Genomic DNA, 24,837 nt, shown 5'->3' with positions numbered 1-24,837 from the left:
GTCCCGGTGGCGTGTTCACCAGGACGGGGCCGTTCGGCTCAGCAGGCGATCAGGACCGCGGACCGCTCGGCGGGCAGGCTCACCCGAAGGGCGCCGGCGCTCTCGTCCCACCGCAGCTCCGCCGGCTCCCCGGCCCCGAAGAGCACCCGTGGCCGCCCGGTGACCGACGGCACCGTCACCGACTCCGGCGCCCCGTCGCGACGCCACAGCGCCAGCAGGGTCGTCCCCTCCTCGGTGTCCAGCGCGAGCGCGAGCCAACCGTCACGCCAGCCCGGCAGCCCCAGCGGCCAGCGGGCGTGGGCGGCGGGCAGGAGATGCCGGTAGGTCTTGTACGTCGCCAACGCCGCGCGCACCAGCGCCATCTGATCCTCGTTCAGGAGGTCGGGGCGGCCGCTGAGATGGACGCGGCCGAGCAGCGCCGACACCAGGACCATGCCTAGTTCGGCGTCGGTGTGCCCGGGCTGCGGGTAGGCCCAGATCGCGCCCTGTTCCGGGGTGACCGCCGTGGGCGCGGCGGCCGCGACGGCCGGGATCAGGCGGAAGTCCTGCTGGTCGGTGACCGAGTGGACGGGCAGCCGGGAGAGCGTCGCGTGGTCGGTGCGGCTGCCGCCGGCGGCGCAGCTCTCCAGCACGAGCCCGGGGTGCCGGTCGAGGACGCCGTCGAGCCAGTCGAGGTAGGCGCGGTTGTGGACGAGGAGGCCGTCGCCGGGGCTGCGGGTGCCGTCCGGGCCGTCGGTGCCCGCGCCGATGTCGATGTTGTAGTCCAGCTTCAGATACCCGACGCCGTAGTCGTGGACCAACCGGTCGACCACCGCGTCGAGATGGGCACGCGCGGCCGGATGGCCCAGGTCGAGCTGATGGCGGCCCCACTCGGCCACCCGGACCCCGTCCCGGCGGAAGAAGGCCTCGTCGGGCAGGGCGGCCGCGACCGGGCTGCGCACACCGACGACCTCGGGCTCCAGCCACAGCCCCGGGGTCATCCCGTGGGCGCGGACCCGGTCGAGCACCTCCGAAAGCCCGCCGGGGAAGCGGGACTTGGCCTCGCGCCACTCCCCCACCGCGTTCCACCAGCCTGGCACCCCGCCCGGTCCGACGGTGCCGGGCGGCTCGTCGTCGAACCAGCCCGCGTCGATGCAGAAGGCCTCGGCCCCCGCCTCCGCGGCGGCGTCGACCAGCGGCAGCAGGGCCTCGGTGCTGGGTTCGCCCATCAGGCTGTTCATGAAGTCGTTGAAGACGACCGGCAGTTGCTCCAGATCGGGGTGGGCGCGGCGGGTGGCCCGGCGGTGCCCGGTCATGGCCCGGACCGCGGCCTCGAAGCCTCCCTCGGTGACGAAGGCCAGCGCGGCCGGGACCGTGCGGAAGGACTCCCCGGGTTGAAGGCGGTGGCGCCACTGGTGTTCGCGGTCGGTCGGGCCGGACAGGGTCAGGTACAAGTCGTCGAAGCGGTCGGCGAGTTCGGCGTGCCAGGAGCCGTTGTGCTCGATCTGCCACAGCAGGGCGCGTCCGGTGCCCGTCTCCTCCAGGCAGCCCGTGGGCAGGTGTTCGGAGGAGGACCAGGAACCGGTGCTGGTCACCGCGAGGCGGTTCTTCGAGCCGGTCTGGCCGTACGCCACCATGCCGACGTCGTACAGCCCGCGTTCGGCGAGCGTGGCCCGCGACCAACGGAACTCGCCGCTCCAGGGGTTCGCCGCGAGCCACAGGGACAGACCGTCCTCCCAGCGCTCACCGGCGGGAAGTCGACGGGCGAGGTTGGCCAGGGCGAAGGAGGACACGTACTCCAGGGACACCGGGGCGCCGCCCGCGTTCTCGACCCGTGCGTCGGCGTGCAGCACGGGGATGCCGTCCCGCAGCCGGTACCGGGCGGTGACGCGCACTCCGGTCGCCTCGTCGGCCATGTGTATCCGCAGCGTCCGTACGCCCGCGGTGTCGTCCTCGTCATGGCCGGTGCAGCTCAGGCCGCGGGAGAGGGCGCCGTCGACATGCCGTTTGCCGGAGGTGCCGAGGCGTCCGCCGTCCGTCGTCTGGATCTCGACCAGGGGCAGCGCCCGTCGGGCGAGCCGGTCGCAGAGGTCGGTGTCGTGCGCGGGGTCGGGCAGGCCGGCCGTCTCGCCTACGGCCAGCAGGCGGGCGGGGCCGGCGGGGTCGAGGCGGATGAGCAGGGACAGCTCGTCGCTGCCCCATCGCAGATGGGTCGGGGTCATGGGGCGGCTCCGGGCGAGGGGAGGGAGTGGGAAGGGCGCGAAGGGGTGCGGCTTGCGCTTGGAAAACGTTTACTGTGTTGGCACGGTAGTTGCCCACCGCCGGATGCCGCAAGGCACTCCGCGTGCAGTAACGTCGAGCCGTGACGGACGAGGCGGACAGGACACACGGCAGGCCCACGACGGAAGGCTCCGGGAAGCGAAAGCGCGCCAAGCGCGCCGCTCAGGACCGGCCCAGCACGATCCGCGACGTCGCGGCCAAGGCGGGCGTCTCCGTGGCAACCGTTTCCCGCACCCTCGCCGGGAACTACCCGGTCTCCGACGAGACACGGACCCGGGTCATGGCGGCGGTCGAGTCACTGCACTACGTGGTCAACGTGCACGCCAAGGCCCTCTCCGGCCGGGTCGCGGGCCCGGTGGCCCTGGTCGTCAAGGACATCACCGGCCCCTCCCTCGCCCATGTCGCCGCCGGCGTGGAGCAGGAGGCGGCCGCGCGAGGGCGGCTGAGTCTGGTGTGCGCCACACACGACGACACGGCCCGGGAGGACGACCTGGTGCAGCTGATGCGTGAGCAGCACGCGGCCGCCGTCCTGCTCGTCGGCGGAGCGACACCGGACGAGGCGTACGCGGCCCGGATGGCGGGCTACGCCAAGGCCCTGGACGCCGCGGGGTCGCGGCTCGTCCTGGTCGGCCGCCCGCCGATCGCGCCCGGGCTGCCCGTGACGGTCGTGGACTACGACAACCGGGGCGGCGCCTTCCAGGCCGCGGCGCATCTGCTGACCGCGGGGCACCGGCGCGTCCTGTTCCTCGGCGGCGAACAGGGGCTGACCAGCTCGGACCAGCGCCGGTCCGGCTACCGGGACGCGCTGCGCGCGCACGGCGCCGAGCACGTCGAGGAGCTCGACACCTCAGGGACGTACACCCGCTCCTCGGGCTATCTGCGCACCCGTGACGCGCTGCGCGCCGGGCAGGCGTTCAGCGCGGTGTTCGCCGCCTCCGACATGGTCGCGCTCGGTGCGCTGGCCGCCCTGCGCGAGGCCGGTCTCGACGTGCCGGGCGACGTGTCGGTGGTGGGTTTCGACGACGTGCCGTTCGCCACAGACCTGACCCCGCCGCTGACCACGGTCCGGGTGCCGTACGAGGAGCTCGGCCGCACCGCGGTGCGGCTGGCCCTGGAGCGGGAGGACCGTATCGCGGGCGACGACCACGTGGTGCTCAGCACACAACTCGTCATCCGTCAGTCGGTGCGCCCGGCCGCCTGACCGCCCGGGGGTTCCACACGGGCCAGCCACGACGTCAGGAGCGTCTCCAGCGTCTCGGCCTCGTTGGGTGTCAGCGCGTCCAGCAGGCGGCGTTCGTTGCGCATGTGGTCGGTGAAGGCCCGGTCGATCAGTTCCCGGCCGGGGCGGGTGAGGGCGACGATCCGGCCGCGCTGGTCGTCGTCGGCGCGGCGGCGGGTGACGAGTCCGGCGCGCTCCAGGCGGTCGATCCGCTTGGTCATCGCGCCGGTGGTGACCATGGTGTGCGCGGCGAGCTCGCCGGGCGCCCGTTCGTAGGGCTCGCCGGCCCGGCGCAGGGCGCACAGGACGTCGAACTCGCCCTCGCTCAGGCCGTGATGGCCGTAGACGAGGCAGAGTTCCTCGGTGAGTCGGTCGGCGAGCCGGTGCAGTCGGCCGATCACTCCCTGCGGGGTGACGTCGAGGTCGGGCCGTTCGCGGCGCCAGTCGGCCTGGATGCGGGCCACGTGGTCGGGGTGTTCCATGGAGTCACAATACCTTCCTGGGAAGCTATATTGCCTTCCATGGAAGGTAATACGCGCTGGGTGGCGCTGACCGCGGTCGCGCCGGTGGCCTGGGGGACGAACTACTTCGTCACGCACGAGTACCTGCCCGCGGACAGCCCGCTGTACGGGGCCGCCCTGCGGGCGCTGCCCGCCGGGCTCGTTCTGCTGGCCCTGTGCCGGAAGCTGCCGCGGGGCGTGTGGTGGGGGCGGTCGGCCGTGCTGGGGCTGCTCAATGTGAGCGTGTTCTTCGTGCTCGTCTACGCCGCTTCCCAGCTGCTGCCGACGAGCGTCGCCTCGACCGTCATGGCCATGTCCCCGCTGACGATGATGCTCATCGCCTGGCCCCTGGTCGCCGAACGCCCCGGCCGCGCCCACCTCGCCGGCGCGGCGGTCGGGCTCGGCGGGGTCTGTCTGATGCTGCTGACCGGGGCGAGCGGCGTGAGCGTGCCGGGGGTGCTCGCCTCGGTGGGGGCGATGCTGGTGTCGGCCTTCGGGCACATCCTGACCAAGCGGTGGAACGCCGGCAGCGACGTGCTCGCCTCGACCGCCTGGCAGCTCACCGCCGGAGCACTGTTCCTGCTCCCGGTCGCCGCGGCCGTGGAGGGCCCGCCGCCCGCGCTGACCGGGCCGTCGCTCCTCGCCTTCGGGTACGTCTCGCTGGTCGCGACCGCGCTGGCCTTCACCGCCTGGTTCGCCGGGCTGCGCCACCTCCCCGCGGCGACCGTGGGTCTGATCGGGCTGCTGAACCCGGTCACCGGTGTGCTGCTCGGCACCGTCGTGGCGGGCGAGGCGATGACGGGCCGGCAACTGTGCGGACTCGCGCTCGTCCTGCTGGGCGTGCTCCTGGGACGACCCGCCCGCCCCTCGGCACCTGCCGTGCGCGAGCAGCCGTACGCCTGCGTTCCCGGGGTGGACCGGTGCAAGGTGGAGGAGTGAGCGAAGGACGCTTCGACGTGTGGGCGGCCGGCGAGGCCTACGAGCGCTACATGGGCCGGTGGAGCCGGCTGGTGGCCGACGGATTCCTGGAGTGGCTGGCGCCCGCCCCCGACGCGCGGTGGCTGGACGTCGGCTGCGGTTCGGGCGCGTTGGCCTCCACAGTGGCCGCCCGCTGCCGTCCGCGCACCCTGCTGGGGCTCGACGGGTCCGCCGGGTTCGTGGCCACAGCCCGTGCCACGGCGTCAGGGCCGGCCCATTTCGCGGTGGCGGACGCGCAGGCCCTGCCGGTGCGCGACGCCGTCTTCGACACGGCCGTCAGCGGGCTGGTCCTCAACTTCCTTCCCACGCCCGGCAGGGCCCCGGCCGAGGCGGCGCGCGTGGTGCGGCCCGGCGGAGTGGTCGCCGCGTATGTGTGGGACTACGCCGAGGGCATGGACCTCCTCCGTCTGTTCTGGGCCGCCGCGACGGACCTCGACCCCTCGGCCGCCGCCCAGGACGAACGCCGCCGTTTCCCGCTCTGCCGGCCCTCCGCGCTACGCCTGCTGTGGACCGAGGCCGGGCTGACGGAGGTGACGGTCGCGCCGATCGACATCACGACCCGTTTCGCCCACTTCGACGACCTGTGGGACCCCTTCCTCTCCGGCCAGGGCCCTGCCCCCGGCTACGTCGCCGCCCTCCCCCCGGCCGCACGGGAACGGCTGCGCGGGACACTGCGCGAGCGGGTACCGGCCGACGCGGACGGGACGATCACCTTGCGGGCCCGGGCCTGGGCCGTACGGGGCCGCACGCGGGGTTAGCGGAGATCGACCGTGGCGCCACGCTGTTCGAGGAGTTGGACGATCTCCTCGAAGTAGGTGAGCCCCTCCTCCGACACGTCGTCCTCGAACGTCCGGCGGGCGATGTGGGAGTCGTGCCAGACCAGGGTGAAGGGCGCGGCGATGCCGAAGCCGCCGCCCAGGCAGTCCCTGAAGGCGTTCCACTCCCGCCCGAAGTAGTTACCGGGCCCCACCAGCGCCTCGGCCAACGCGCAGTACAGGCCGGGGTGGTCGGTGACGAACCTGCCGTCGAGGTGGTGGACGCCGCCGGTGCGGTCTGGGTGCTGCTCGCGCGCGCCGGTGGCGGTGAGTTCGAGCCACTCGTGCCGGGCCTCGGTGGTGAGCGGGGCCCATTGGTTGGGAGCCGTCGGAACTCCCTGGTACCAGGTCTCCCAGACCGGGCGGGCGAGGAGGGGGCGCTGGTCCCCGCCGTCGGTGAGGGTGATGTCCAGGAGGTCGGTTCCGAGGACGGACGGGCGGGCCGTCTCGATCCGCAGGTACACGGAGTGGCGGTACATCACCCGGCCATGGCGGTCCAGCGCCCAGAGCTGCACCCAGTCCCTGTCGTGTCTGCGCCGTCGGCCCAGCAGGGCACGCAACGGCTCGGCGGCCTCACAGCCGACCAGGTGCATCGGGACGGGCGGCGGGCCGTGACGGGGGACGAACAGCCCCTCCACGTCCTGGCACGGCCCGGCGGGGAGGGCGGACGCGGTGGTCCCTGCGAACACCTTGAACGCCGGGACGGTCGGCAGGGTGTGCGCCCACGCGGTCTCGGGCTCCACGCCCGCGCCCAAGACGACGTCCACCAGGGCCGGGTCCTTCCGGTTCGGCCGGTGTGCCAGGACGACGGTGTCGACGAGGGTCCACCACTGGAGCGGCTGTTCCTCGTCCCAGACCTCGACGCACAGGTCCCCGAGCAGCGCGGTGGCCGCGCCGTCCGGCGCCAGGGCGTCCCGCAGCGCGCCTTCGGGGGTACAGCCCCGCAGCGTCAGCACCTCACGCCGGGGCGGCACCTTGTCGACGAACAGGCCCTCGACACCCGCACAGCGCCCCCAGTACTCCTCCACACCGTCCAGGTCCTCCTGAACCAGCAGATACCTGACCGGGACATCCCGCCCCCAGACCGCATGCTCCGCGACCCGCACCCGTCCCCCACACTCCGACCACCGCACCAGACGGACGGAAGCCTCGCACTCCGGCTGGCTTCGCGCCCCTCAATTGTTCACCGGTGCCGGTCCGGGGCCGCCGCCTCCAGTTGCTCGATCGTGCCCGACATGATCGTGCGTACGTGTGCGGTGATGTGTTCCAGCGGCCAGTCCCACCAGGCCACCGCCAGCAGTCGGGCGATGTCCGCGTCGTTGTGGCGGGTGCGGATGAGGCGGGCGGGGTGGCCGCCGACGATGCCGTAGTCGGGGACGTCGGAGGTGACGACGGCGCCGGTGCCGATGATGGCGCCGTGGCCGATCCGGACGCCGGGCAGCACGGTCGTGCCGTGTCCGAACCAGACGTCGTGGCCCACGACCGTGTCGCCTCTGTTGGGCAGTCCGGTGAGCAGGTCGAAGTGGTCGGACCAGGAGCCGCCCATGGTGGGGAAGGGGAACGTCGAAGGGCCGTCCATCCGGTGGTTGGCGCCGTTCATGATGAACCGCACGCCGGTGCCCAGCGCACAGAACCGGCCGATGATCAGCTTCTCCGGCCCGTAGTGGTAGAGCACGTTGCGGGTCTCGAAGGCGGTCGGGTCGTCCGGATCGTCGTAGTACGAGAACTCCCCCACCTCGATGAGCGGGGACTTCACGAGCGGCTTGAGCAGCACCACGCGCGGCTGCTCGGGCATGGGGTGCAGCACCGTAGGGTCGGCGGGCACGGGCATGGTGGGCGGGTCCTCGCTGGTCGGGTGCGGGTGTACGGGGCCACGATCGCAGCACCTCCCGCCCCACGACACCGCATCAGTCGGCGTCGGCCTTGACGACGTAGACCTCCCAGCGCTCCGCACCCGGGCCGTGGACCCAGACCTTGTCCTGGAGGGCGTGGCAGCAGGTGGTGTCGTTCTGGACCTCGGTGGCCAGTCCCGCCTCGCTCAGGCGGGCGGCGTCGGCGCGGACCTCCTCGGAGCTGTCGACCTCGACGCCGAGGTGGTCCATGCGGGTCGCCTCGCCCGCCGTCCCCTCGATCAGGACCAGCTTGAGCGGGGGCTCGGCGAGGGCGAAGTTGGCGTAGCCGTCGCGGAGTTTGGCGGGCTCGGTGCCGAAGAGCTTGCTGTAGAAGGCGATGGACGCCTCGAGATCCGGGACGCGGAGGGCGAGTTGTACGCGGGACATGACCAACCTCCTGGTGTGGATGGGGGTTCAGCAGCCTCGGGACGTGGAGATCTGGAGGGTGGTGGGCGTGGCTGGGGTGGCGCAGCAGCCGCCATCGGACTGTTCCTGCTCGTCGAACAGGCCCGCGCCACCGCATACGCCGGTCTCCGGGAGGGTCAGTTCGACGCGTTCGGCGGCCTCCTGGTCGCCGGCGAGCGCGGCGGTGACGGAGCGGACCTGCTCGTAGCCGGTCAGGGCGAGGAAGGTGGGGGCGCGGCCGTAGGACTTCATGCCGACCAGGTAGACGCCCTGCTCCGGGTGGGAGAGCTCGGTCACGCCGTGCGGGTAGACCGTGCCGCAGGAGTGGACGTTCGGGTCGATCAGCGGGGCGAGGGCGGTCGGGGCCTGGAGGCGGTCGTCGAGGCCGAGACGGAGCTCGGAGAGGAAGGACAGGTCGGGGCGTAGACCGGTCAGGACGATCACCTCGTCGACCGGGTCCGTGCGGCGGCCGTCCTCGGCGACGAGCACGAGCCGGTCGCCGTCGCGCTCCACGGCCCGGGTGCGGAATCCGGTGACCGCGCTCGCGTGCCCGGCCTCCACGGCGGCCCGGGCGCGCAGGCCGAGGGCGCCACGGGCGGGGAGCTGGTCGGCCTCGCCGCCGCCGAAGGTGTTCGCGCCGATGCCGCGGCGCAGCACCCACTCGGCGTGCGTGCCGGGGGCGTCGGCGGCCAGGTCGGCGAGGAGCGCCAGGGCCGTGAAGGCGGAGGCTCCCGAGCCGACGACGGCGGTGCGCCGGCCGGCGTATCGGGCGCGTACGGCCGGGTCGGCGAGGTCGGGGACGCGGTAGGCGACGCGGTAGGCGGCGGCCTTCTCGCCGAGTGCCGGCAGGCCGTCGGCGCCCAGCGGGCTCGGCGTCGACCAGGTGCCGGAAGCGTCGATGACGGCGCGGGCGGTCAGGCGCTCCTCGCGGCCGTCCGAGGTCTCGATGTGCACGGTGAAGGGCTGCTCGTCGCGGTCGGCGTCGACGACACGGTCCCGGCCCGCGCGGGCGACCCCGGTCACCCGGGCGCCGTAACGGACCTTGTCGCCGAGGACATCGGCGAGCGGCTGGAGGTAGTGCTCGGCCCAGTCGCCGCCGGTGGGGTAGGCGGCCGCGTCGGGGCGCGCCCAGCCGGTCGGGGCGAGCAGCTTCTCCGCGGCGGGGTCGACGAGTTCGCCCCAGGTGGAGAACAGGCGGACGTGCGCCCACTCCCGTACGGCGCTGCCCGCGGCCGGGCCGGCCTCCAGGACCAGGGGTTCGAGGCCGCGCTCGACGAGGTGTGCGGCGGCGGCCAGGCCGATGGGGCCGGCACCGATGACCACGACGGGCAGGCGGTCGGTGGAGGAGGCGTTCACGAGCGATCCCCTTTGTTCAACACTTGCTTCGACTTGTTCCACACTTGATTCGACGTTCGTCGATACAGAAGTCAGCTTGGCACCTGATTCGACAAGTGTCAACATAGATGCATGTCGAACTCCGAGACGCTGCCACTGCTCGACCCCGAGGTCTCCGGCACCGCGGCACCGTGCTGCCCGCCCCTGACCGAGCGCCCCCTGACCGCCGACGAGGCCGAGCGGACCGCCACGATGTTCAAGGCGCTCGGCGACCCCGTGCGACTGCGGCTGTTCTCACTGGTCGCCTCCCACGACGGCGGCGAGGCGTGCGTGTGCGACATCTCCGACGTCGGCGTCTCCCAGCCGACCGTCTCCCACCACCTGAAGAAGCTGAAAGAGGCCGGGCTGCTCAGCTCCGAGCGGCGCGGCACCTGGGTGTACTACCGGGTGGAGCCGTCGGTGGTCGCCGCGCTGGGGCGGATGCTCGGCACCCTGGGATGACTACGGGGTGGTCCGTCCGCGTACGAAGACGATCGCCACCAGAGCCAGTCCGACCGTCGCCCCGACGAGCTGGGCGGCGACGAACCCCGGCACCGAGCCCGGCGCTATGCCCGCGAACGTGTCGGTGAAGGCCCGGCCGACCGTCACCGCCGGGTTGGCGAAGGACGTCGACGAGGTGAACCAGTACGCCGAGCCGATGTACGAGGCCACGGCCACCGGCGCGAAGCGGAGGCGGTCCGTGCGGGCGAGGCCGAAGATCAGCAGGATCAGGCCGGCGGTGGCCACCGCCTCGCCCAGCAGCAGATGGCCGGCCGAGCGGTCGTGCGTGGACCATCGCACCAGCGGCTCGCCGAACATGGCGTCCGCCAGGATCGCGCCCGCCGTCGCTCCGGCGGTCTGCGCGGGGACGTACACCGCGACCTCGCGGGCCGTGACCCCGTCGCCGCCGCGTCGGGCCGTCCACCACTCGGCTAGCGTGACCACGGGGTTGAAGTGCGCCCCGGACACCGGGCCGAGCAGCAGGATCAGGACGCCGAGGCCGAAGACGGTGGCGAGGGAGTTGGCGAGGAGCTGGACGCCGACGTCCCGGGTCAGCTCGGTCGCCTGGATGCCGGAGCCGACGACGACCGCGACCAGCGCGGCGGTGCCGAGCAGTTCGGCGGTCGCGCGGGCGACGAGCGGCGCGCGTGGTGGGGCTGCGGTCGGGTCCGTCCGGGCCGCGGCGGCGGCATCGGTGACGGTCAACGGGGCTCCTCGGGAAGGCCGTGGCGGATCAGGGACAGGACCGTTTGACGTGGTTCTCGGCGGTGGCCCGGGCGGTCGCCGCCAGCTCGGTGAACTGGCTCGCGAGGGCGGCGATGACCTCCGGCCTGAGCCGGTAGTAGGTGAAGCGGCCGCACGGTTCGGTCTCCACGACGCCCGCCTCCCTCAGCACCCTCAGATGGTTGGAGAGGTTCGTCTGCCGCGCCCCCGTCTCCTCGATCAGGTGCGTGGTGCAGAGCGTCTCCCGGGCGAGCAGGGTGACGATCCGCAGGCGCAGCGGGTCGGCCAGGACCCGCAACAGATCAGTGTCGACTGACGTCAGCATGGGCTGATACTTTCACATCACTCCGCGCTGATTCCAACCTCGCCCCAAGGAAGCCCTGATGCCCTCCAGCCCGCCCGCCTCCGTGCTGTTCGTCTGTGTCCACAACGCCGGGCGCTCCCAGATGGCCGCCGGTTTCCTGCGCCATCTCGCCGGCGACCGGATCGAGGTGCGCTCCGCCGGTTCCGTGCCGGGCGACCGGGTCAACCCGGCAGCGGTCGAGGCGATGCGTGAGGTCGGTGTCGACATCTCCGCGGCCGAGCCGAAGATCCTCACCACCGAGGCCGTTCAGGCGTCCGACTACGTCATCACCATGGGCTGCGGTGACGCCTGCCCGGTCTTTCCCGGCAAGAAGTACCTCGACTGGGCGCTGGAGGACCCGGCGGGCAAGGGTGTCGAGGCCGTCCGACCGATCCGGGACGCGATCAAGGCCCGTATCGAGGCGCTGATCGCCGAGATCGACGCCCGCCCGGCCGTCGCCCCCTGACGAGTACGGTCCCCCGCCCGCCGTCTCACCTCGCCCAGTGCGGCGTCCAGGTCTCCACGTCACCCGGGCCGAACCGTGCGCCGTCGAGATGGCCGCGCAGGGTCGTGAGGGCGGGGTGGGGGTTGTCGGACCGCCACAGCAGTGAGTGCGGGTAGACCGGCATCGGGTCGCGCAGCGCGATACGGCGCAGGTCCTGGTCGGTGGGCCAGACCATCCGGGTCTCCTCGCCGACCAGGGTGGCCAGGTGCGGTGAGTCGGCGATCGTGTCCAGGAGCGGGTCGGTGCCGAAGTCGGGGCCCGTCGCCTCGATGGTGAGGCCGAAGGCGAGGGCGAGTTCGTCGTAGTACGACGCCCATTCGGTACCGGCGACGAGGCCGGGCATCCAGATGCGGTGCCCGGCGAGCCGTGCCGGGGTGACTTCGCGGACCGTGGCCAGGGCGTGCCGCGGGCCGGTCAGCAACTGGACGGGCTCGTCGTAGACCCGGACCGCCGCGATGCCGTCGGGGAGCTGGCGGGCGGGGACGGTGACGGCGCGGAAGGACGCGTCGATCGTCCCGAAGCGCAGAGCGGTGAGCGCTTCCTCGGCGTCGAACAGGGTCACCACGTCGAGTTCGACCTCGGGATGGGCGCGGTGGAAGCGGCGCAGCAGCGCTGCGGGGCCGAGCCGGCGGCCGATCACGTCGACCCGCAGCGCGCGTGAGCCGGGCCGTACGGAGGCCAGGGCCCGCTCCGCGGCGTCGAGGAGGGCCCGCGCGTGGGGCAGGAACGCCTGTCCGTCGATGGTGAGCCGCACTCCGCGCGCAGTGCGCGTGAACAGCCGTACGGCGAGCTCCTTCTCGAGCGCGGCGACGCGCTTGGAGACCGCCTGCTGGGTGACCGACAGGGTCGTGGCGGCGTCCTGGAGCCGTCCCGTCTCCGCGGCCACCACGAACGTCCGTACGGCGTCGAGGTCCATGCCCGCCATCCTAAAGACACAACCATTGGTTGTGGACGAGCCGCTCGGAGGTTGTTTGATCTGCGGTTCCGTCGCCCGCTTGGATGTCCGGGGATCAAGAGAGAGGCGGCGGCATGGGGCGGTCCTTCGGGTGGTTGTGGGCGGCGTACTCGGTGAGCGCGCTCGGTACCGCGCTGGCCCTCAACGCCTTTCCGCTCATCGCTATCCTGGTCCTGCACGCCGGTCCGGCCCAGGTGTCGGCGCTGGCGGCCGCCGGGCTCGCGGTCGGCGCGGTGGTGGCGGTGCCGCTGGGCCCGTGGGTGGAGTTCCGCCGCAAGCGGCCGGTGATGATGGGGATGGACCTGGCCCGGTTCGCCCTGCTGATCAGCATCCCGGTCGCGTACGCGCTCGACCGGCTGAGCTTCGTACAACTCCTGGTTGTGTCAGTGCTCGTCGCCGCGGCCGACATCACCTTCACCGCCGCCTCCGGCGCCTGCCTCAAGGGACTGCTGCCCCAGCAGGAGCTGCTGGTCGCGAACGGGCGCTTCGAGGCCACGACGTGGACCACGACCATGGTCGGACCACCCCTCGGCGGCGCGGCGATCGGTCTGTTCGGGCCGGTGGTGACCATCGCCGCCGACGCCGTCAGCTATCTGCTGTCGGCGGTCGGGATCCGCGCCATGGGCGACCACAAGGAGCCCCGGCCCCTGCGGCCCGACTCGGGGGCCCGCCTCAACTCCCGTGATCTGCTGGAGGGTTGGCGTTTCATCCTCACCCACCCGGTGCTGCGCCCGCTGTTCCTCAACGCCGTCCTCGTCAACGGCCTGATCATGGTAGGCGCTCCCCTGCTCTCCGTCCTCATGCTCGGCACCCTCGACTTCGCGCCCTGGCAGTTCAGCCTCGCCTTCGCCGTGCCGTGTGTCGGCGGACTGATCGGCTCCCGTCTGTCGCGGCGGCTCGTGGCACGGTTCGGACAGCGCAGGGTCCTGGTCACCGCCGGGACACTGCGCGCGTGCTGGCCGCTCGGCCTGGCCTTCGTCGGCCCCGGCGTCCCCGGTCTGCTGCTCGTCATGGTGGTCGAACTCGGGCTCATCACCTGCATCGGCGTCTTCAACCCGGTGCTGGCCACGTCCCGGTTCGAGCACACCCCGCCCGACCGCGTCGCCCGCACCCTGTCCGCCTGGTCCATCAGCTCCAAACTGACCATCGCCGCCCTGACCGCCCTGTGGGGCCTGCTGGCCACCCTCACCAGCACCCGCACCGCCCTCGCCGCGGCCGGCCTCCTGCTCCTCGCCACCCCGCTCCTGCTCGGCAGACGTGCGCCACAGCCGGCCTGACCGACGGCGGACCCGGGCCGGTCCCTCAGAGTCGTACGACGACCAGGGCCGTGTCGTCCGTGGCCCCCTCCGGTGGGAGCAGTTCCCGCAGGACCGCGTCCGCGAGGGTCTCCGGGTCGGCGGACCGGTGCCGGACCAGGGCGTCCGCCAGGCGTTCGAGGCCGGTGTCGATGTCCTCGCGGCGGCGTTCCACCAGTCCGTCGGTGTAGAGCACCAGCGTGGCACCGTCGGCGAAGGTGGTGGTCGCCTGCGGCCGGGGGACGGGGTCGGGGCTGGCGTCCAGCGGCGGATCGGTCGCCGCGTCGAGGAACTCGACCCTGCCGTCGGCGTGGACGAGCGCCGGCGGGAGGTGGCCGGCGCTGCTGTAGGAGATGGTGCGGGCGGCGAAGTCGACGAAGGTGATGACCACCGTGGCGGACTCCGCGCCGGCCACCACGTGCGCGTACCGGCCCAGCACGTCGAGGGCCTGCGCCGGGCCGTCGGCCACCCGTGAGGCGGCGCTCAGCGCGCTGCGCAGCTGGCCCATCGCGCAGGCGGCCGCCAGTCCGTGGCCGACGACGTCGCCGACCGCGACACCGATGCGGTCGCCGCCGACCAGGTCGACGAGGTCGTACCAGTCGCCGCACACGTTCAGCGCGCCGATCGCGGGCCGGTAGCGGACGGCCACCCGGCCGTCCTTCTTCAGCCGAGGTGTCGGCAGCATCGCCTCCTGGAGCGCCAGCGCCACCTCGCGCTCGCGGGCGTGGGCCCTTCTCAGGCGCTCGTTGACCTCCTGCAACTCCCGTGCGCGGAAGTACAGTTCGGCCTCCAGCGCCCGCGCCCGGGTGTCGGTGGGCCCGCCGCGGTCGCGGATGAACTCGGTGACCTCCTCCACCCGGTGCACCAGCAGCACGACCTCGCCGTCGGGGCCCAGCACGGGGGCGTTGACCGGGCTCCAGTAGCGCTCCTCCCAGCGCCCGGGCTGCTCCATCGACTGGACGTCGTAGCGCTGCATGGCCATGGTGTCGCGCTCGCCGGTGGCCAGGACGCGCCGGAGGGAGGCGGCCAGGTTGCGCATGCCGGAGGCGGCCGGGTCGTCGGGGTTGTCGGGGAAGACGTCGAACAGGTAGTTGCCGACCAGCTGCTGCCGGCTGCGGCCCGACATGCGGACGAACTGCTCGTTGGCGTCCGCGTACACCAGCTCAGGGGTCAGCAGTGCCACCATGCCGGGCAGCGACTGGAACACCGCCGCGTAGTCGATCTCCGCGTCCGCCATGGCTCTGCCGCCTCGCTGCCGATATCGCATCACTTCCCACGATATGAGCCGTGGGCGACCTGTGTGGGTTCCCTCGGGCCGACGGCCCGGAAAATCGGTTGCCCCGCTCCTGTCACCCCGGGCTAGATTCCGCGCATGGCAGACATCCGGGGCTCGTACGACGATCTGTTCACCGCCGTGCCGAACGCGCTGGCCGCTTTCCTGGACGACGGGGACGCCGGTGGTTCGGCCGCTGTGTTCGTGGACGGCAGGCCCGTGGTGGACGTCTGGGGCGGTTTCGCCGACGCCGGCCGCACGGCGCCGTGGGAGCTGGACACGGTCACCAACGTCTGGTCGGTGACCAAGACGATGACGGCGCTGTCCGCCCTGGTGCTGGCGGACCGGGGCGAGCTCGACCTGGACGCGCCGGTCGCGCGGTACTGGCCGGAGTTCGCCGCGGCGGGCAAGGAGAAGGTGCTCGTCCGGCACGTGCTCTCCCACACCGCGGGCCTGCCGGACTACGACGGACCGGTCGAGGAACTGTACGACTGGGAGGCGGTCACGGCCCGGCTGGCCGCGCTGCCCCCGCAGTGGGAGCCGGGCACGGCCGCGGGCTACCACTCGCTGACGCAGGGGTTCCTCGTCGGGGAGGTCCTTCGCCGGATCACGGGCCGGACACCGGGCGCGTTCTTCGCCGAGGAGGTGGCCGGTCCGCTCGGCGCCGACTTCCGTATGGGCCTGCCCGCCGAGCACGACCACCGCGTCGCCCTCGCCGTACCGCCGCACGGGCGGGACGAGGACTACGTCGCCGGGGCGGCCGGCCAGGACCCGGCCCCCTCCACGGCGACCGGGATCCGGCTCCGGGACGGCAACAGCATGTCCTGGCGCCGCGCCCAGATCCCCGCGGCGAGCGGCTTCGGCAACGCCCGTTCGGTCGCCCTCGTCCAGTCGGCGATGGCGTGCGCGGGCACGGTGGGCGACGTACGGCTGCTGTCCCCGGCGGGGTGCGAGCGGGCCTGGGAGGAGCAGTACAGCGGCGAGGACCGCATCCTGGGCATGCCGGTGAGCTGGGGCCTCGGCTACGGCCGCTTCGGCACCACGTACGGCTGGGGCGGCTGGGGCGGCTCCCTGGTCATGATCGACCCGGCCAACCGGATGACGGTGGCCTACGTGACCAACCAGATGCGCGAGCCCGACGCCGACAACCGAGGCCTGGAACTGGTCATGGCCGCCTACGAGGGCCTCCAGGGCCTCAACGCCTGAGCTCCCGGCAGACTCGACGGTCGGGACACAGGCAGCGCGACGGTACAGGGGGCACACACGGGCAGCGCGGCGGGCTTCGACGGCGACAGCCGCGGGTCCCCGGCCGGCAGGGCAGGCACGGGGCACACGCCGCACGGGGCGCTCCCTCACGGCCGGCTCACAGGTGCACGCCGGACTGGCCCACAAGGTCGGCGGCGCCCTCGTCGGCACGGGGCACAAGCCACACAGCACCCTCTCCCACGACCGGCTCGCAGGAGCAACCGGCCGAGCCCCGACCGGCGGGGCCGGCCATGGCACAAGCCGCCTTACAGCGTCGCCCAGTCGCGAGCTGCCCAGGAGCCGGCGGCGAGCCCGGCCGCCAGGACACGCGCACGGCACAGGATCCGGCGTCGGCCACGCGGCGGGTCTCGCCAGGCCGAGCGGCCACGCCCCGGCCCACGGTGACGGGTTCGGGGCACGAGCCGTACGGCCCCTGCCCCGCCACGGGCCTCACCAGGACAGGCGGCCGAGGCCCGGTCCGCATGTCATGCCAGGTCCGCTGCGGTGTGCCGTTCGTCCCGCCACTGACTTCGTCCGTCGTCCCGCCACCGACTTCGTGCGCACCTGCCCCACCCGGATGCGCCGCAGGCCCCTCGTGGCGCATTCTTGCTGTGTCGCCCGTGGGGCGGCCCAGGGACGAGGCAGGCCGATGACTGGGAGCGGCGAGGACACGCACCGGACGCCGGGACGGCTGGCCGCGCTGCTGATCGACGCCTCGACTGAGGCGATCGGCGCGGCCGGAGGTCACGCCGGTGGGGTCTACCTGCGCTCGAGCACGTCCGGGACGCTGCGCCTGGCGGTGCTGGCCGGGCTGCCGGGGCCGCTGTTCCGGCCCTGGTGGCGGCTGCACGTCGATCGCCCGTTCCCGGTCGCCGACGCCTATCGGCTCGGTACGCAGGTGGTCCTGCCGAACGCCACGGAGACCATGCGCTGCTACCCCCAGTTCGCCGCCGGACTGCCCTTCCAGTTCGGGTCGCTGTACGTGCCGGTCGTGGGGACGGACACGACCTTCGGGGTGCTGACCGTGCTGCGCCCCGCCGCCTCCGACGCCGCCGAGGTGCAGATCGAGCAGGAGCGGGTCGCCCGGGTGGCCGACGAGCTGGCCCGGCGCCTGGAGGAGCTGCGGGGCGCGGACCCGCTCGTCTGGGACACCGAGCCGCTGTGCGTACGGCCGCCGACCACCCACCCCTCGGCGGGTCGGCTCGGGCGGTTCGCCTGGGATCCGGCGACCGGCATGGTCACCGCGGACGCGCATCTGCACGCCCTGCTCGGCGTGGCGCCGACGGACTTCGACGGCACCGTCGAGGCGCTGGCCCGGGCCGTCGCCCCGGACGACACCCAGCGGGTGCTGGCCGCGCTGCGGGAGGCGGCCGCGAGCACCCCGTCGCTGCCGCTGTACGTGCGGGTCGCGGACGGCGGTCTGCGGCTCATGGAGTTCTGGACCCCGGACGCCGCCCCGGCCGGGTCGGGCGCGCGGCCGGTCAGGGGCTTCGTCCTCGACCCGGGTCCCGGCTCCGCTGCCGACGCCGCCGCCGACCTGTTGCCGGAGGGCGTGTTCTGTCTGGACCGGCTCGGGCTGGTCGCCTACGCCAATCCGCGCGCCGCCCAGCTCCTGCACCGCCCGCGGGACGTCCTGCTCGGCCGACCGCTGTGGGAGGGCGTGCCGTGGCTGAACCAGCCCGACTTCGAGGACCATCTGCGCAGCGCCCTGCTCTCCCCGGACCCGGTGCATCTGCATGTGCGGCGGCCGCCCGACCTGGACGCCGCCTACGAGGGCGACTGGCTCGCGCTGTCGGTCTATCCCGGCCCGGACGTGCTGACCTGCACGGTGCAGCCGACGAGCCGTATGCCGGACTCCTCGGCCGCCGCCGACGCGGGTACGTCGTCCCTGGCGCCGCTGTACCGTCCGATCGTCCTGGCCATCGCGCTGACCGAGGCGGTCACCGCCCGTCAGGTGTCCGCGGTGGTGATGAAGGAGCTCCTGCCCGTGTTCGGCGGGCGCCGACTGGCGATCTACCTGCTCCAGGACCGCCATCTGTACCTCGCGTGGGAGTCCGGCTTCCCGCCGGGGTTCCTCGCCCCGTTCGACGGCGTGGGGCTGGACGAGAACCTGCCCGGGGTCGAGACCCTCACCACCGGCCGGCCGCTGTTCTTCGACTCGATGCAGCAGCTCACCGCCGCCTACCCGGGCATCCCACTGGACGCCACGGAGGGCGCCCGCGCCTTCCTGCCACTCATCGCCTCCGGTCGCCCGGTCGGCTCCTGCATCCTGGGCTTCGACCGCCCCCGCACCTTCAGCGGCGAGGAGCGCTCGGTGCTGACCGCGCTCGCCGGGCTGATCGCCCACGCCATGGAGAAGGCCCAGCGCTACGAGAGCGAGGCCGCCCTCGCCCGCGGTCTGCAACAGGCGCTGCTGCCCCGGCGTCTGACGGACCATCCGCTGGTGGAGACCGCGGGCCGCTATCTGCCCGGCACCCAGGGCATGGAGGTGGGCGGTGACTGGTACGACGTCGTCGAGGCGGGCGACGGTCTGGCCCTGGTGATCGGCGACGTCCAGGGCCACGGTGTGCAGGCCGCCGCGACGATGGGTCAACTCCGCAGCGCGGTCAGGGCGTTCGCACTGGGCGACCGGCCGCCCGACGAGGTGATGAGCGGCACGAACCATCTCCTCATCGACCTCGACCCCGGCCAGTTCGCCAGTTGCTGCTACATCCGCCTCGACCCGGTCACCGGGCTCGCCCGGGCGGCCCGCGCCGGACACCCGCCGCCCCTGCTGCGCAACCCCGACGGCAGCACCCGCGTCCTGGACCTGGCCGGCGGCGTCGTGCTCGGTGTGGACCCCGGCGCCCGTTACCCGGTCACGGAGTTCCGGATCCAGCCCGGCGCCGTCCTTGCGCTCTACACCGACGGGCTGGTCGAGCGGCCCGGTGTCGACATCGACGACGGCATCGGCGTACTGCGCGTCGCCCTCGCCCGGGCCGGCGCCCCCACCGCACGCCTCGCGGGCGTGGCCGACTGGCTCACCGCGGCGGCCCGGCAGGCCACCGACCGGCCCGACGACATCGCGCTGCTGCTCGCCACGCGCCGCCGACAGCGATGAGACAGGGTAAGAGACGTGTCACGGTGTGTGACGCCTCTCGCCTCACGGGGCCGTGCAGTGTAGACATGGCACATGGCCCGACTCTCGCAGCGTGACGCAGGCCGGTCGCGGCGCGGGCGAGTCGCCGAGGTGCGCTCGACCCTGGGCTGGCGCAGCGTCGCCGGACAGGTGTTCCTCTCGCAGGTCGTGATCGTGCTGCTGCTGGTGGTGGCCGCGGTGGTGGCGCTGGTGCTCCAGGTACGCCACGACAGCACGACCGAGGCCCGCAACCGATCGGTCGCCGTCGCCGAGGCCTTCGCCAACGCCCCGGGCACCGAAGAGGCCCTGAGCGCCCCCGATCCCACAGCGGTCCTGCAACCCAGAGCCGAGGCCGCGCGCAAGGCCACCGGGGTGGACTTCATCGTCGTCCTGAACCCCGACGGGATCCGCTACACGCACCCCAAGCCGGACCGGATCGGGAAGAAGTTCGTCGGCACGCTGGCGCCCGCGCTGGCGGGCCAGGTGGTGACCGAGGAGATCGACGGGACCATCGGCCGGCTGGTGCAGGCCGTCGTCCCCATCAAGGCGCCCGACGGGAAGGTCGTGGGGCTGGTGTCGGCCGGCATCACCACGGAGCACGTGGGCGGTACGGCCGACGAGCAGATGCCGCTCCTGCTGGCCGCCGCGTTCGGCGGACTCGCCCTGGCGACGGCGGGCACGGCACTGGTCAGCAGACGGCTGCGGCGCCAGACACACGGCCTGGGTCCGCACGAGATGACCCGGATGTACGAGCACCACGACGCCGTTCTGCACGCCGTGCGCGAGGGCGTGATCATCGTGAGCGGCGAGGGCCGGCTGCTGCTCGCCAACGACGAGGCGCAGCGGCTGCTCCATCTGCCCGCCGACGCCGAGGGCCGGCACGTCCTGGAGCTCGGCCTGCCGGCTGACACGGCGGACCTGCTGGCCTCCGGGCGGGTGGCCACGGACGAGGTGCACCTGGTCGGCGACCGGCTGCTCGCCGTCAACCAGCGCCTGACGGACCTGGAGGGCGGCCCCGCGGGCAGCGTGGCGACCCTGCGCGACTCCACCGAGCTGCGGGCCCTGTCCGGACGGGCGGAGGCGGCACGGGAGCGCCTGAACATGCTGTACGACGCCGGGGTGGGCATCGGCACCAGCCTGGACGTGACCCGCACCGCCGAGGAGCTCGCGGAACTGGCCGTCCCGCGGTTCGCGGACTTCGTCACCGTGGACCTGTTCGACGCGGTGCTGAGCGGCGGGCAGCCGGATTCGGGCACCGATCTGCGCCGCACGGCATTCAGCGGGATCCGCAAGGACGCGCCGCTGCACTCGGTGGGCGACCGGATGCGCCTGGTCGCGTCCTCCCCGCAGATCCACGCGCTGCGCTCCGGACAGGCGGTCCTCGAAGCGCGGCTGGCCGAGTCCCCCGGCTGGCGCGCCCAGGATCTCGAACGCACCGCGCAGGTCCTTCAGTTCGGCATCCACTCGCTGATCGCGGTCCCGCTGCGCGCGGGCGCCCTGGTCCTGGGCGTGGTCAACTTCTGGCGCTCGGAGAAGCCCGCGCCGTTCGACACCGACGAACTCGCCCTGGCGGAGGAGCTGGTGGCCCGGGCCGCGGTCTCCATCGACAACGCCCGCCGCTACACCCGCGAGCACACCATGGCGGTCACGCTCCAGCGCAGCCTGCTGCCGCGCAACCTGCCCGAGCAGAACGCCCTGGACATCGCCTACCGCTATCTGCCCGCGCAAGCCGGCGTGGGCGGCGACTGGTTCGACGTACTGCCCCTGTCCGGCGCCCGGGTCGCGCTCGTGGTCGGCGATGTCGTCGGCCACGGCCTGTACGCGGCGGCGACCATGGGCCGACTGCGCACCGCGGTCCACAACTTCTCCGCCCTCGACCTCCCGCCCGAAGAACTACTCGCGCTGCTCGACGAGTTGGTCGGCCGCATCGACCAGGACGAGACCGAGGACGGCGACAGCGCCCCGGTCACCGGCGCGACCTGTCTGTACGCCGTGTACGACCCGGTCGCGCGGCGTTGCACCGTCGCCCGCGCCGGGCACCCGCCGCCCGCCCTGATCCACCCCGACGGCACCGTGGAGTTCCCCGACGTGCCCGCCGGTCCCCCGCTGGGGCTCGGCGGCCTGCCGTTCGAGACGGCCGATCTCGAACTGGCCGAGGGCAGCCGCCTCGTGCTCTACACGGACGGGCTGGTCGAGGACCGCGAGCGGGACATCGACGTGGGCCTCGAGCTGCTGCGGGCCGCGCTGGCGCAGGCGGGCGACTCGCCGGAGGACACCTGCCGGGCGGTGCTGGACTCCCGGCTCACCTCCCGGGCCGGCGACGACATCGCCCTGATCGTGGCCCGCACCCGGGCGCTGGGCGCCGACCGGGTCGCCGAGTGGGACGTGCCGTCGGATCCGGCGGCCGTGGCCCGGGTCCGCGCCGACGTCTCCCGGCAGCTGTCCCGATGGGGCCTGGAGGAGCTGGAGTTCACCACCGAGCTGATCCTGAGCGAGCTGGTGACCAACGCGATCCGCTACGGCGGTGAGCCCATCCGCGTCCGGGTGCTGCTCGACCGCAGCCTGATCTGCGAGGTGTTCGACAGCAGCAGCACCTCGCCCCATCTGCGGTATGCGGCGATGACCGACGAGGGCGGCCGCGGCCTGTTCCTCGTCGCCCAGCTCACCGAGCGCTGGGGCACCCGGTACACGCCCGAGGGCAAGGTCATCTGGGCGGAGCAGCCGCTGCCGTAGCCGGCGCCCTGTTCATAGGTACGAACCTTTGACGCGATGGGTGTTCTTCGCGCCCCGCATCTGATAGGAAACCTTCCTATCAGTGCAAGGAACGGCCAACTCCCCACCCCCCACCTCCTTTTGGAGCCGCCGTGAAGCATCCCGTACACCCATCGCGCCGCACCCTCCTCACCCTCGTGGGCGCGTCCCTCGCGACCGTCCCGCTGCTCGCCCCCGCGGCCGCGACGGCCCGCACCAGGGCGATCGGACTCGACGACCCGGCGAAGAAGGAGATCGCCATGCAGCTGGTGTCGAGCGCGGAGAACTCCTCGCTCGACTGGAAGGCCCAGTACAAGTACATCGAGGACATCGGCGACGGCCGCGGCTACACCGCCGGCATCATCGGTTTCTGCTCCGGTACCGGCGACATGCTCGACCTCGTCGAGCTCTACGCCGACCGCCGCCCCGGCAACGTCCTCGCCCCCTACCTCCCCGCCCTGCGCCGGGTCGACGGCACCGACTCACACGCCGGGCTCGACCCGAACTTCCCCCGGGACTGGCGCAAGGCCGCACAGGACGCGGCCTTCCGGCAGGCCCAGAACGACGAGCGGGACCGCGTCTACTTCGACCCGGCCGTGCGCCAGGGCAAGGCCGACGGACTGCGCGTGCTGGGCCAGTTCGCCTACTACGACGCCATCGTCATGCACGGTGACGGCACCGACCCGACCAGCTTCCGCAACATCCGAAAGCGCGCCCTGAACCGGGCCCGGCCCCCGGCCCAGGGCGGCGACGAGGTGACGTACCTCAACGCCTTCCTGGACGCGCGGGTGTGGGCCATGAAGCAGGAGGAGGCCCACAGCGACACCAGCCGGGTCGACACCGCCCAGCGGGTCTTCCTGCGCGCGGGCAACCTCGACCTCAACCCGCCGCTGGACTGGAAGGTGTACGGGGACAGCTACCACATAGGCTGACCGCCCCGGGCACCGCGGTCCCGGTCACGGGCGTTGACCGATACGGTCCACGACACCCAGCTCCTGCCGGGCACGCGTCTCGTGGTACCAGTCGCGGTACTTGAACTTCCCGTCGACCAGGTCCGCGGTGCTCCCCTTCTGACGCAGCCCCAGGTACGTGTAGTCGGTCGCGTCGAAGATGAACGCGAAGTCGTACTTCGGGTAGGAGACGGCCACTCCCTTGCGGCCGAGGCCGTCCACCGCCTCACGATCGATGCGGATGCGGGGGATCCGCGCGACCGCCTCGAACGTGGCCGCCTCCAGCCCGGGAGGCATGATCCGCGGGACCACGAAGAACTGGACGGCGTTCGCGAACGCCATGCTGTCGATGTCCTCCTGACTGAGCGGCGCCGAGTGGGCCTTGTCCGATCCCACCGTCCACCGCGCCGACTTGTCGCCGGCGCTCCAGGCCCCCCGCAGCCTGTCCAGGAGCTTGTCCGGGTCCGTCGGCCACTGCGCCAGCTCGGCGTACTCGGTCGGCGGCCACATCACCTCGTGCTTGCCCAGCGGCGGATCGTGGTGGACCTTGCCGTACTCCTGGCGCCTGGAGGGCTTGGAGCCGTCCACGGACATCCAGCTCTCGTCCGTCCAGGTCCTGCGCTTCCCGTCCTTCACATAGGTCCGGGTGATGTACGTCTTGGTGTACACGTACTGGTCGTCGCGGGGAATCGGCATCCCGGCGCCGACGACACGGGATCGCACCGCGGCCTTCTGAAGCAGCTCGGCCGCGCTCAGCGCCGCCATCCGCGGGGCGTCCGCGCCCCCGCCGCCCTCGTGCCGGCCGGCGACGACCACGCCGCCCGCGACCGCCGCCGTGGCCGTGCCGACCACCGCGGCCCTCAGCATCAGCCGCCGTGACAGCGCGCCCGGGCGCCCCTCCTGGATGATGGCGCGCCGCAGTCGGACGCGGGCGGCGCCACGGGCCTCGTCGGTGAGCGGGGCCACGTCGGCCTCGAACTCGCGTACCACGGTGAGGTCATCCACGATCGGTCTCCTCGGTCTCCTCGTGAAGGGCTGTGGGGTCCGCCCCGCCCAGTGCGTCGCGCAGCCTGGTCCGCGCCCGGTTGAGCCGTGAGCGCACCGTGCCCACGGGGATGCCGAGGGCCTCCGCGGCCTCGGCGTAGTCCAGATCGCCCCAGGCGATCACCAGCAGCACGTCCCGGTAGCGCGCGGGCAACTTGGCCAGGGCGCCTGCCAGTTGGGCACGGGAGTGCTCGGCACCGACCCTCGCCACCACCCGGTCGGCCAGCGCCTCACCGCCGTCGCCGCTCCCCGTCGAGGCGACGCGCGAGAACGCCCTCAACCGCCGCGCCTCGGCGCGTCGGTGCTGGCCGACCAGGTTGGTGACGATCCCGTACAGCCACGGGCGGGCCTGCGGTCGGGACAGGTCGTAGCGGCGGCGCTGCTGGAACGCGACGACGAAGGTCTCGGCCATCAGGTCGTCGGCCGCTTCGGCGCCGAGCCGTCGGGCCACGTAGCGGTGGATGTCGTCGGCGTAGCGCTGGAAGAGGATCTCGAAGGCATCAGGCTCCTCCCAGGACCGCTCGACGACCGAGGCGTCGGAGAGGGCTTCCTCCGGGGAGTCGACCTCCGGACGGTCCCGGACGCGCGGATCGCTTGTCGATTGCATGCGGTTCCCTCGAAGTCATGGGCATGGTCGACAGCTGTTGGCCGATCCCCGCGATCGAGTTCCCGACCGGCATGAGAGAGTGCTC

General features: G+C 73.0%; 21 protein-coding genes and 1 pseudogene. 10 read left to right on the top strand and 12 right to left on the bottom strand.

The features are described 5' to 3' along the window. Window positions 1–38: 38 nt before the first annotated feature. On the bottom strand, window positions 39–2,201 hold the full coding sequence (locus ABKA17_RS21540; protein WP_353693784.1) for a glycoside hydrolase family 36 protein: 2,163 nt from the start codon (window positions 2,199–2,201) through the stop codon (window positions 39–41). 239 nt (window positions 2,202–2,440) lie between these two features. Here ABKA17_RS21540 and ABKA17_RS21535 point away from each other — a divergent pair, with 239 nt between their 5' ends. After that, a complete protein-coding gene (locus tag ABKA17_RS21535) occupies window positions 2,441–3,460 on the top strand; it encodes a LacI family DNA-binding transcriptional regulator (RefSeq protein ID WP_353694225.1) in 1,020 nt (339 codons plus the stop codon). On the opposite strand, the gene ABKA17_RS21530 is transcribed toward ABKA17_RS21535, so the two are convergent. Next, complete coding sequence (locus tag ABKA17_RS21530; RefSeq protein ID WP_353693783.1) at window positions 3,436–3,960, bottom strand: MarR family winged helix-turn-helix transcriptional regulator; 525 nt, start codon at window positions 3,958–3,960, stop codon at window positions 3,436–3,438. The two genes, ABKA17_RS21535 and ABKA17_RS21530, sit on opposite strands and share 25 nt — an antisense overlap. 39 nt (window positions 3,961–3,999) lie before the next feature. Between ABKA17_RS21530 and ABKA17_RS21525 the strand changes: the two genes are divergently transcribed. After that, window positions 4,000–4,917, top strand: coding sequence for a DMT family transporter (locus ABKA17_RS21525; RefSeq protein WP_353693782.1), 918 nt, complete (start codon window positions 4,000–4,002; stop codon window positions 4,915–4,917). Beyond that, on the top strand, window positions 4,914–5,714 hold the full coding sequence (locus ABKA17_RS21520) for a class I SAM-dependent methyltransferase (RefSeq protein WP_353693781.1): 801 nt from the start codon (window positions 4,914–4,916) through the stop codon (window positions 5,712–5,714). Before ABKA17_RS21525 ends, ABKA17_RS21520 begins: the two co-directional genes overlap by 4 nt. Here the strand turns inward: ABKA17_RS21520 and ABKA17_RS21515 are convergent. From ABKA17_RS21515 to ABKA17_RS21500, 4 genes and pseudogenes are all read right to left on the bottom strand, one after another. Continuing rightward, on the bottom strand, window positions 5,711–6,877 hold the full coding sequence (locus ABKA17_RS21515) for a barstar family protein (RefSeq protein WP_353693780.1): 1,167 nt from the start codon (window positions 6,875–6,877) through the stop codon (window positions 5,711–5,713). The genes ABKA17_RS21520 and ABKA17_RS21515 overlap by 4 nt on opposite strands. 77 nt (window positions 6,878–6,954) lie before the next feature. Beyond that, on the bottom strand, window positions 6,955–7,602 hold the full coding sequence (locus ABKA17_RS21510) for a CatB-related O-acetyltransferase (RefSeq protein WP_353693779.1): 648 nt from the start codon (window positions 7,600–7,602) through the stop codon (window positions 6,955–6,957). A 79-nt stretch (window positions 7,603–7,681) separates the two neighbouring features. Continuing rightward, a pseudogene (locus ABKA17_RS21505) lies at window positions 7,682–8,050 on the bottom strand (ArsI/CadI family heavy metal resistance metalloenzyme); the annotation flags it as partial. A gap of 27 nt (window positions 8,051–8,077) precedes the next feature. Then, window positions 8,078–9,424: an FAD-dependent oxidoreductase gene (locus tag ABKA17_RS21500; protein WP_353693778.1), complete on the bottom strand. Its 1,347-nt coding sequence runs from the start codon at window positions 9,422–9,424 to the stop codon at window positions 8,078–8,080. Window positions 9,425–9,535: 111 nt separating this feature from the next. Here ABKA17_RS21500 and ABKA17_RS21495 point away from each other — a divergent pair, with 111 nt between their 5' ends. Further along, a complete protein-coding gene (locus ABKA17_RS21495; RefSeq protein ID WP_353693777.1) occupies window positions 9,536–9,904 on the top strand; it encodes an ArsR/SmtB family transcription factor in 369 nt (122 codons plus the stop codon). Here ABKA17_RS21495 and ABKA17_RS21490 read toward each other — a convergent pair whose 3' ends face one another. Next, entirely contained in the window at window positions 9,905–10,648 is a 744-nt protein-coding gene (locus tag ABKA17_RS21490; RefSeq protein WP_353693776.1) for an aquaporin, read from the bottom strand. It lies immediately after the preceding gene. A gap of 28 nt (window positions 10,649–10,676) precedes the next feature. Beyond that, a complete protein-coding gene (locus ABKA17_RS21485; RefSeq protein WP_353693775.1) occupies window positions 10,677–10,991 on the bottom strand; it encodes an ArsR/SmtB family transcription factor in 315 nt (104 codons plus the stop codon). 58 nt (window positions 10,992–11,049) lie between these two features. Here ABKA17_RS21485 and ABKA17_RS21480 point away from each other — a divergent pair, with 58 nt between their 5' ends. Further along, window positions 11,050–11,475, top strand: a complete 426-nt coding sequence (locus ABKA17_RS21480) for an arsenate reductase ArsC (protein ID WP_353693774.1) — start codon at window positions 11,050–11,052, stop codon at window positions 11,473–11,475. 25 nt (window positions 11,476–11,500) lie between these two features. On the opposite strand, the gene ABKA17_RS21475 is transcribed toward ABKA17_RS21480, so the two are convergent. Then, window positions 11,501–12,430, bottom strand: a complete 930-nt coding sequence (locus ABKA17_RS21475) for a LysR family transcriptional regulator (RefSeq protein WP_353693773.1) — start codon at window positions 12,428–12,430, stop codon at window positions 11,501–11,503. A gap of 113 nt (window positions 12,431–12,543) precedes the next feature. Here ABKA17_RS21475 and ABKA17_RS21470 point away from each other — a divergent pair, with 113 nt between their 5' ends. Then, window positions 12,544–13,746, top strand: coding sequence for an MFS transporter (locus ABKA17_RS21470; protein ID WP_502994326.1), 1,203 nt, complete (start codon window positions 12,544–12,546; stop codon window positions 13,744–13,746). 25 nt (window positions 13,747–13,771) lie between these two features. Here the strand turns inward: ABKA17_RS21470 and ABKA17_RS21465 are convergent, their stop codons facing one another. Beyond that, window positions 13,772–15,001: a PP2C family protein-serine/threonine phosphatase gene (locus ABKA17_RS21465; protein WP_353694224.1), complete on the bottom strand. Its 1,230-nt coding sequence runs from the start codon at window positions 14,999–15,001 to the stop codon at window positions 13,772–13,774. Window positions 15,002–15,136: 135 nt separating this feature from the next. Between ABKA17_RS21465 and ABKA17_RS21460 the strand changes: the two genes are divergently transcribed. The 4 genes from ABKA17_RS21460 (at window position 15,137) to ABKA17_RS21445 (ending at window position 23,083) form a co-directional block, all read left to right on the top strand. After that, the gene (locus ABKA17_RS21460) at window positions 15,137–16,243 is read left to right on the top strand and encodes a serine hydrolase domain-containing protein (protein WP_353693771.1); all 1,107 of its coding nucleotides are present in this window, start codon (window positions 15,137–15,139) and stop codon (window positions 16,241–16,243) included. Between the two features lie 688 nt (window positions 16,244–16,931). Next, complete coding sequence (locus ABKA17_RS21455; protein ID WP_353693770.1) at window positions 16,932–19,382, top strand: SpoIIE family protein phosphatase; 2,451 nt, start codon at window positions 16,932–16,934, stop codon at window positions 19,380–19,382. A 72-nt stretch (window positions 19,383–19,454) separates the two neighbouring features. Beyond that, window positions 19,455–22,133, top strand: coding sequence for a SpoIIE family protein phosphatase (locus ABKA17_RS21450; RefSeq protein WP_353693769.1), 2,679 nt, complete (start codon window positions 19,455–19,457; stop codon window positions 22,131–22,133). A 131-nt stretch (window positions 22,134–22,264) separates the two neighbouring features. Continuing rightward, window positions 22,265–23,083, top strand: a complete 819-nt coding sequence (locus tag ABKA17_RS21445; RefSeq protein WP_353693768.1) for a chitosanase — start codon at window positions 22,265–22,267, stop codon at window positions 23,081–23,083. Between the two features lie 24 nt (window positions 23,084–23,107). On the opposite strand, the gene ABKA17_RS21440 is transcribed toward ABKA17_RS21445, so the two are convergent. Further along, window positions 23,108–24,106, bottom strand: coding sequence for a CU044_5270 family protein (locus tag ABKA17_RS21440; protein WP_353693767.1), 999 nt, complete (start codon window positions 24,104–24,106; stop codon window positions 23,108–23,110). After that, entirely contained in the window at window positions 24,099–24,752 is a 654-nt protein-coding gene (locus tag ABKA17_RS21435; RefSeq protein ID WP_353693766.1) for an RNA polymerase sigma factor, read from the bottom strand. Before ABKA17_RS21435 ends, ABKA17_RS21440 begins: the two co-directional genes overlap by 8 nt. Window positions 24,753–24,837: the final 85 nt, after the last annotated feature.

Origin of the sequence: Streptomyces sp. RG80, from assembly GCF_040446465.1 — a bacterium.
Classification (GTDB): Bacteria; Actinomycetota; Actinomycetes; order Streptomycetales; family Streptomycetaceae; genus Streptomyces.
The sequence above is the reverse complement of the archived record's forward strand: the minus strand, read 5'-3'. Positions and strand labels throughout refer to the sequence as shown.

Excerpts from the sequence above, each read along its gene's own strand:
- ABKA17_RS21530 (WP_353693783.1), bottom strand. The coding sequence starts at position 3,960 with ATGGAACACCCCGACCACGTGGCCCGCATCCAGGCCGACTGGCGCCGC.
- ABKA17_RS21455 (WP_353693770.1), top strand. The coding sequence starts at position 16,932 with ATGACTGGGAGCGGCGAGGACACGCACCGGACGCCGGGACGGCTGGCC.
- ABKA17_RS21495 (WP_353693777.1), top strand. The coding sequence starts at position 9,536 with ATGTCGAACTCCGAGACGCTGCCACTGCTCGACCCCGAGGTCTCCGGC.
- ABKA17_RS21460 (WP_353693771.1), top strand. The coding sequence starts at position 15,137 with ATGGCAGACATCCGGGGCTCGTACGACGATCTGTTCACCGCCGTGCCG.
- ABKA17_RS21510 (WP_353693779.1), bottom strand. The coding sequence starts at position 7,602 with ATGCCCGTGCCCGCCGACCCTACGGTGCTGCACCCCATGCCCGAGCAG.
- ABKA17_RS21450 (WP_353693769.1), top strand. The coding sequence starts at position 19,455 with ATGGCCCGACTCTCGCAGCGTGACGCAGGCCGGTCGCGGCGCGGGCGA.
- ABKA17_RS21540 (WP_353693784.1), bottom strand. The coding sequence starts at position 2,201 with ATGACCCCGACCCATCTGCGATGGGGCAGCGACGAGCTGTCCCTGCTC.
- ABKA17_RS21470 (WP_502994326.1), top strand. The coding sequence starts at position 12,544 with ATGGGGCGGTCCTTCGGGTGGTTGTGGGCGGCGTACTCGGTGAGCGCG.
- ABKA17_RS21525 (WP_353693782.1), top strand. The coding sequence starts at position 4,000 with ATGGAAGGTAATACGCGCTGGGTGGCGCTGACCGCGGTCGCGCCGGTG.
- ABKA17_RS21485 (WP_353693775.1), bottom strand. The coding sequence starts at position 10,991 with ATGCTGACGTCAGTCGACACTGATCTGTTGCGGGTCCTGGCCGACCCG.
- ABKA17_RS21465 (WP_353694224.1), bottom strand. The coding sequence starts at position 15,001 with ATGGCGGACGCGGAGATCGACTACGCGGCGGTGTTCCAGTCGCTGCCC.
- ABKA17_RS21480 (WP_353693774.1), top strand. The coding sequence starts at position 11,050 with ATGCCCTCCAGCCCGCCCGCCTCCGTGCTGTTCGTCTGTGTCCACAAC.
- ABKA17_RS21435 (WP_353693766.1), bottom strand. The coding sequence starts at position 24,752 with ATGCAATCGACAAGCGATCCGCGCGTCCGGGACCGTCCGGAGGTCGAC.
- ABKA17_RS21475 (WP_353693773.1), bottom strand. The coding sequence starts at position 12,430 with ATGGACCTCGACGCCGTACGGACGTTCGTGGTGGCCGCGGAGACGGGA.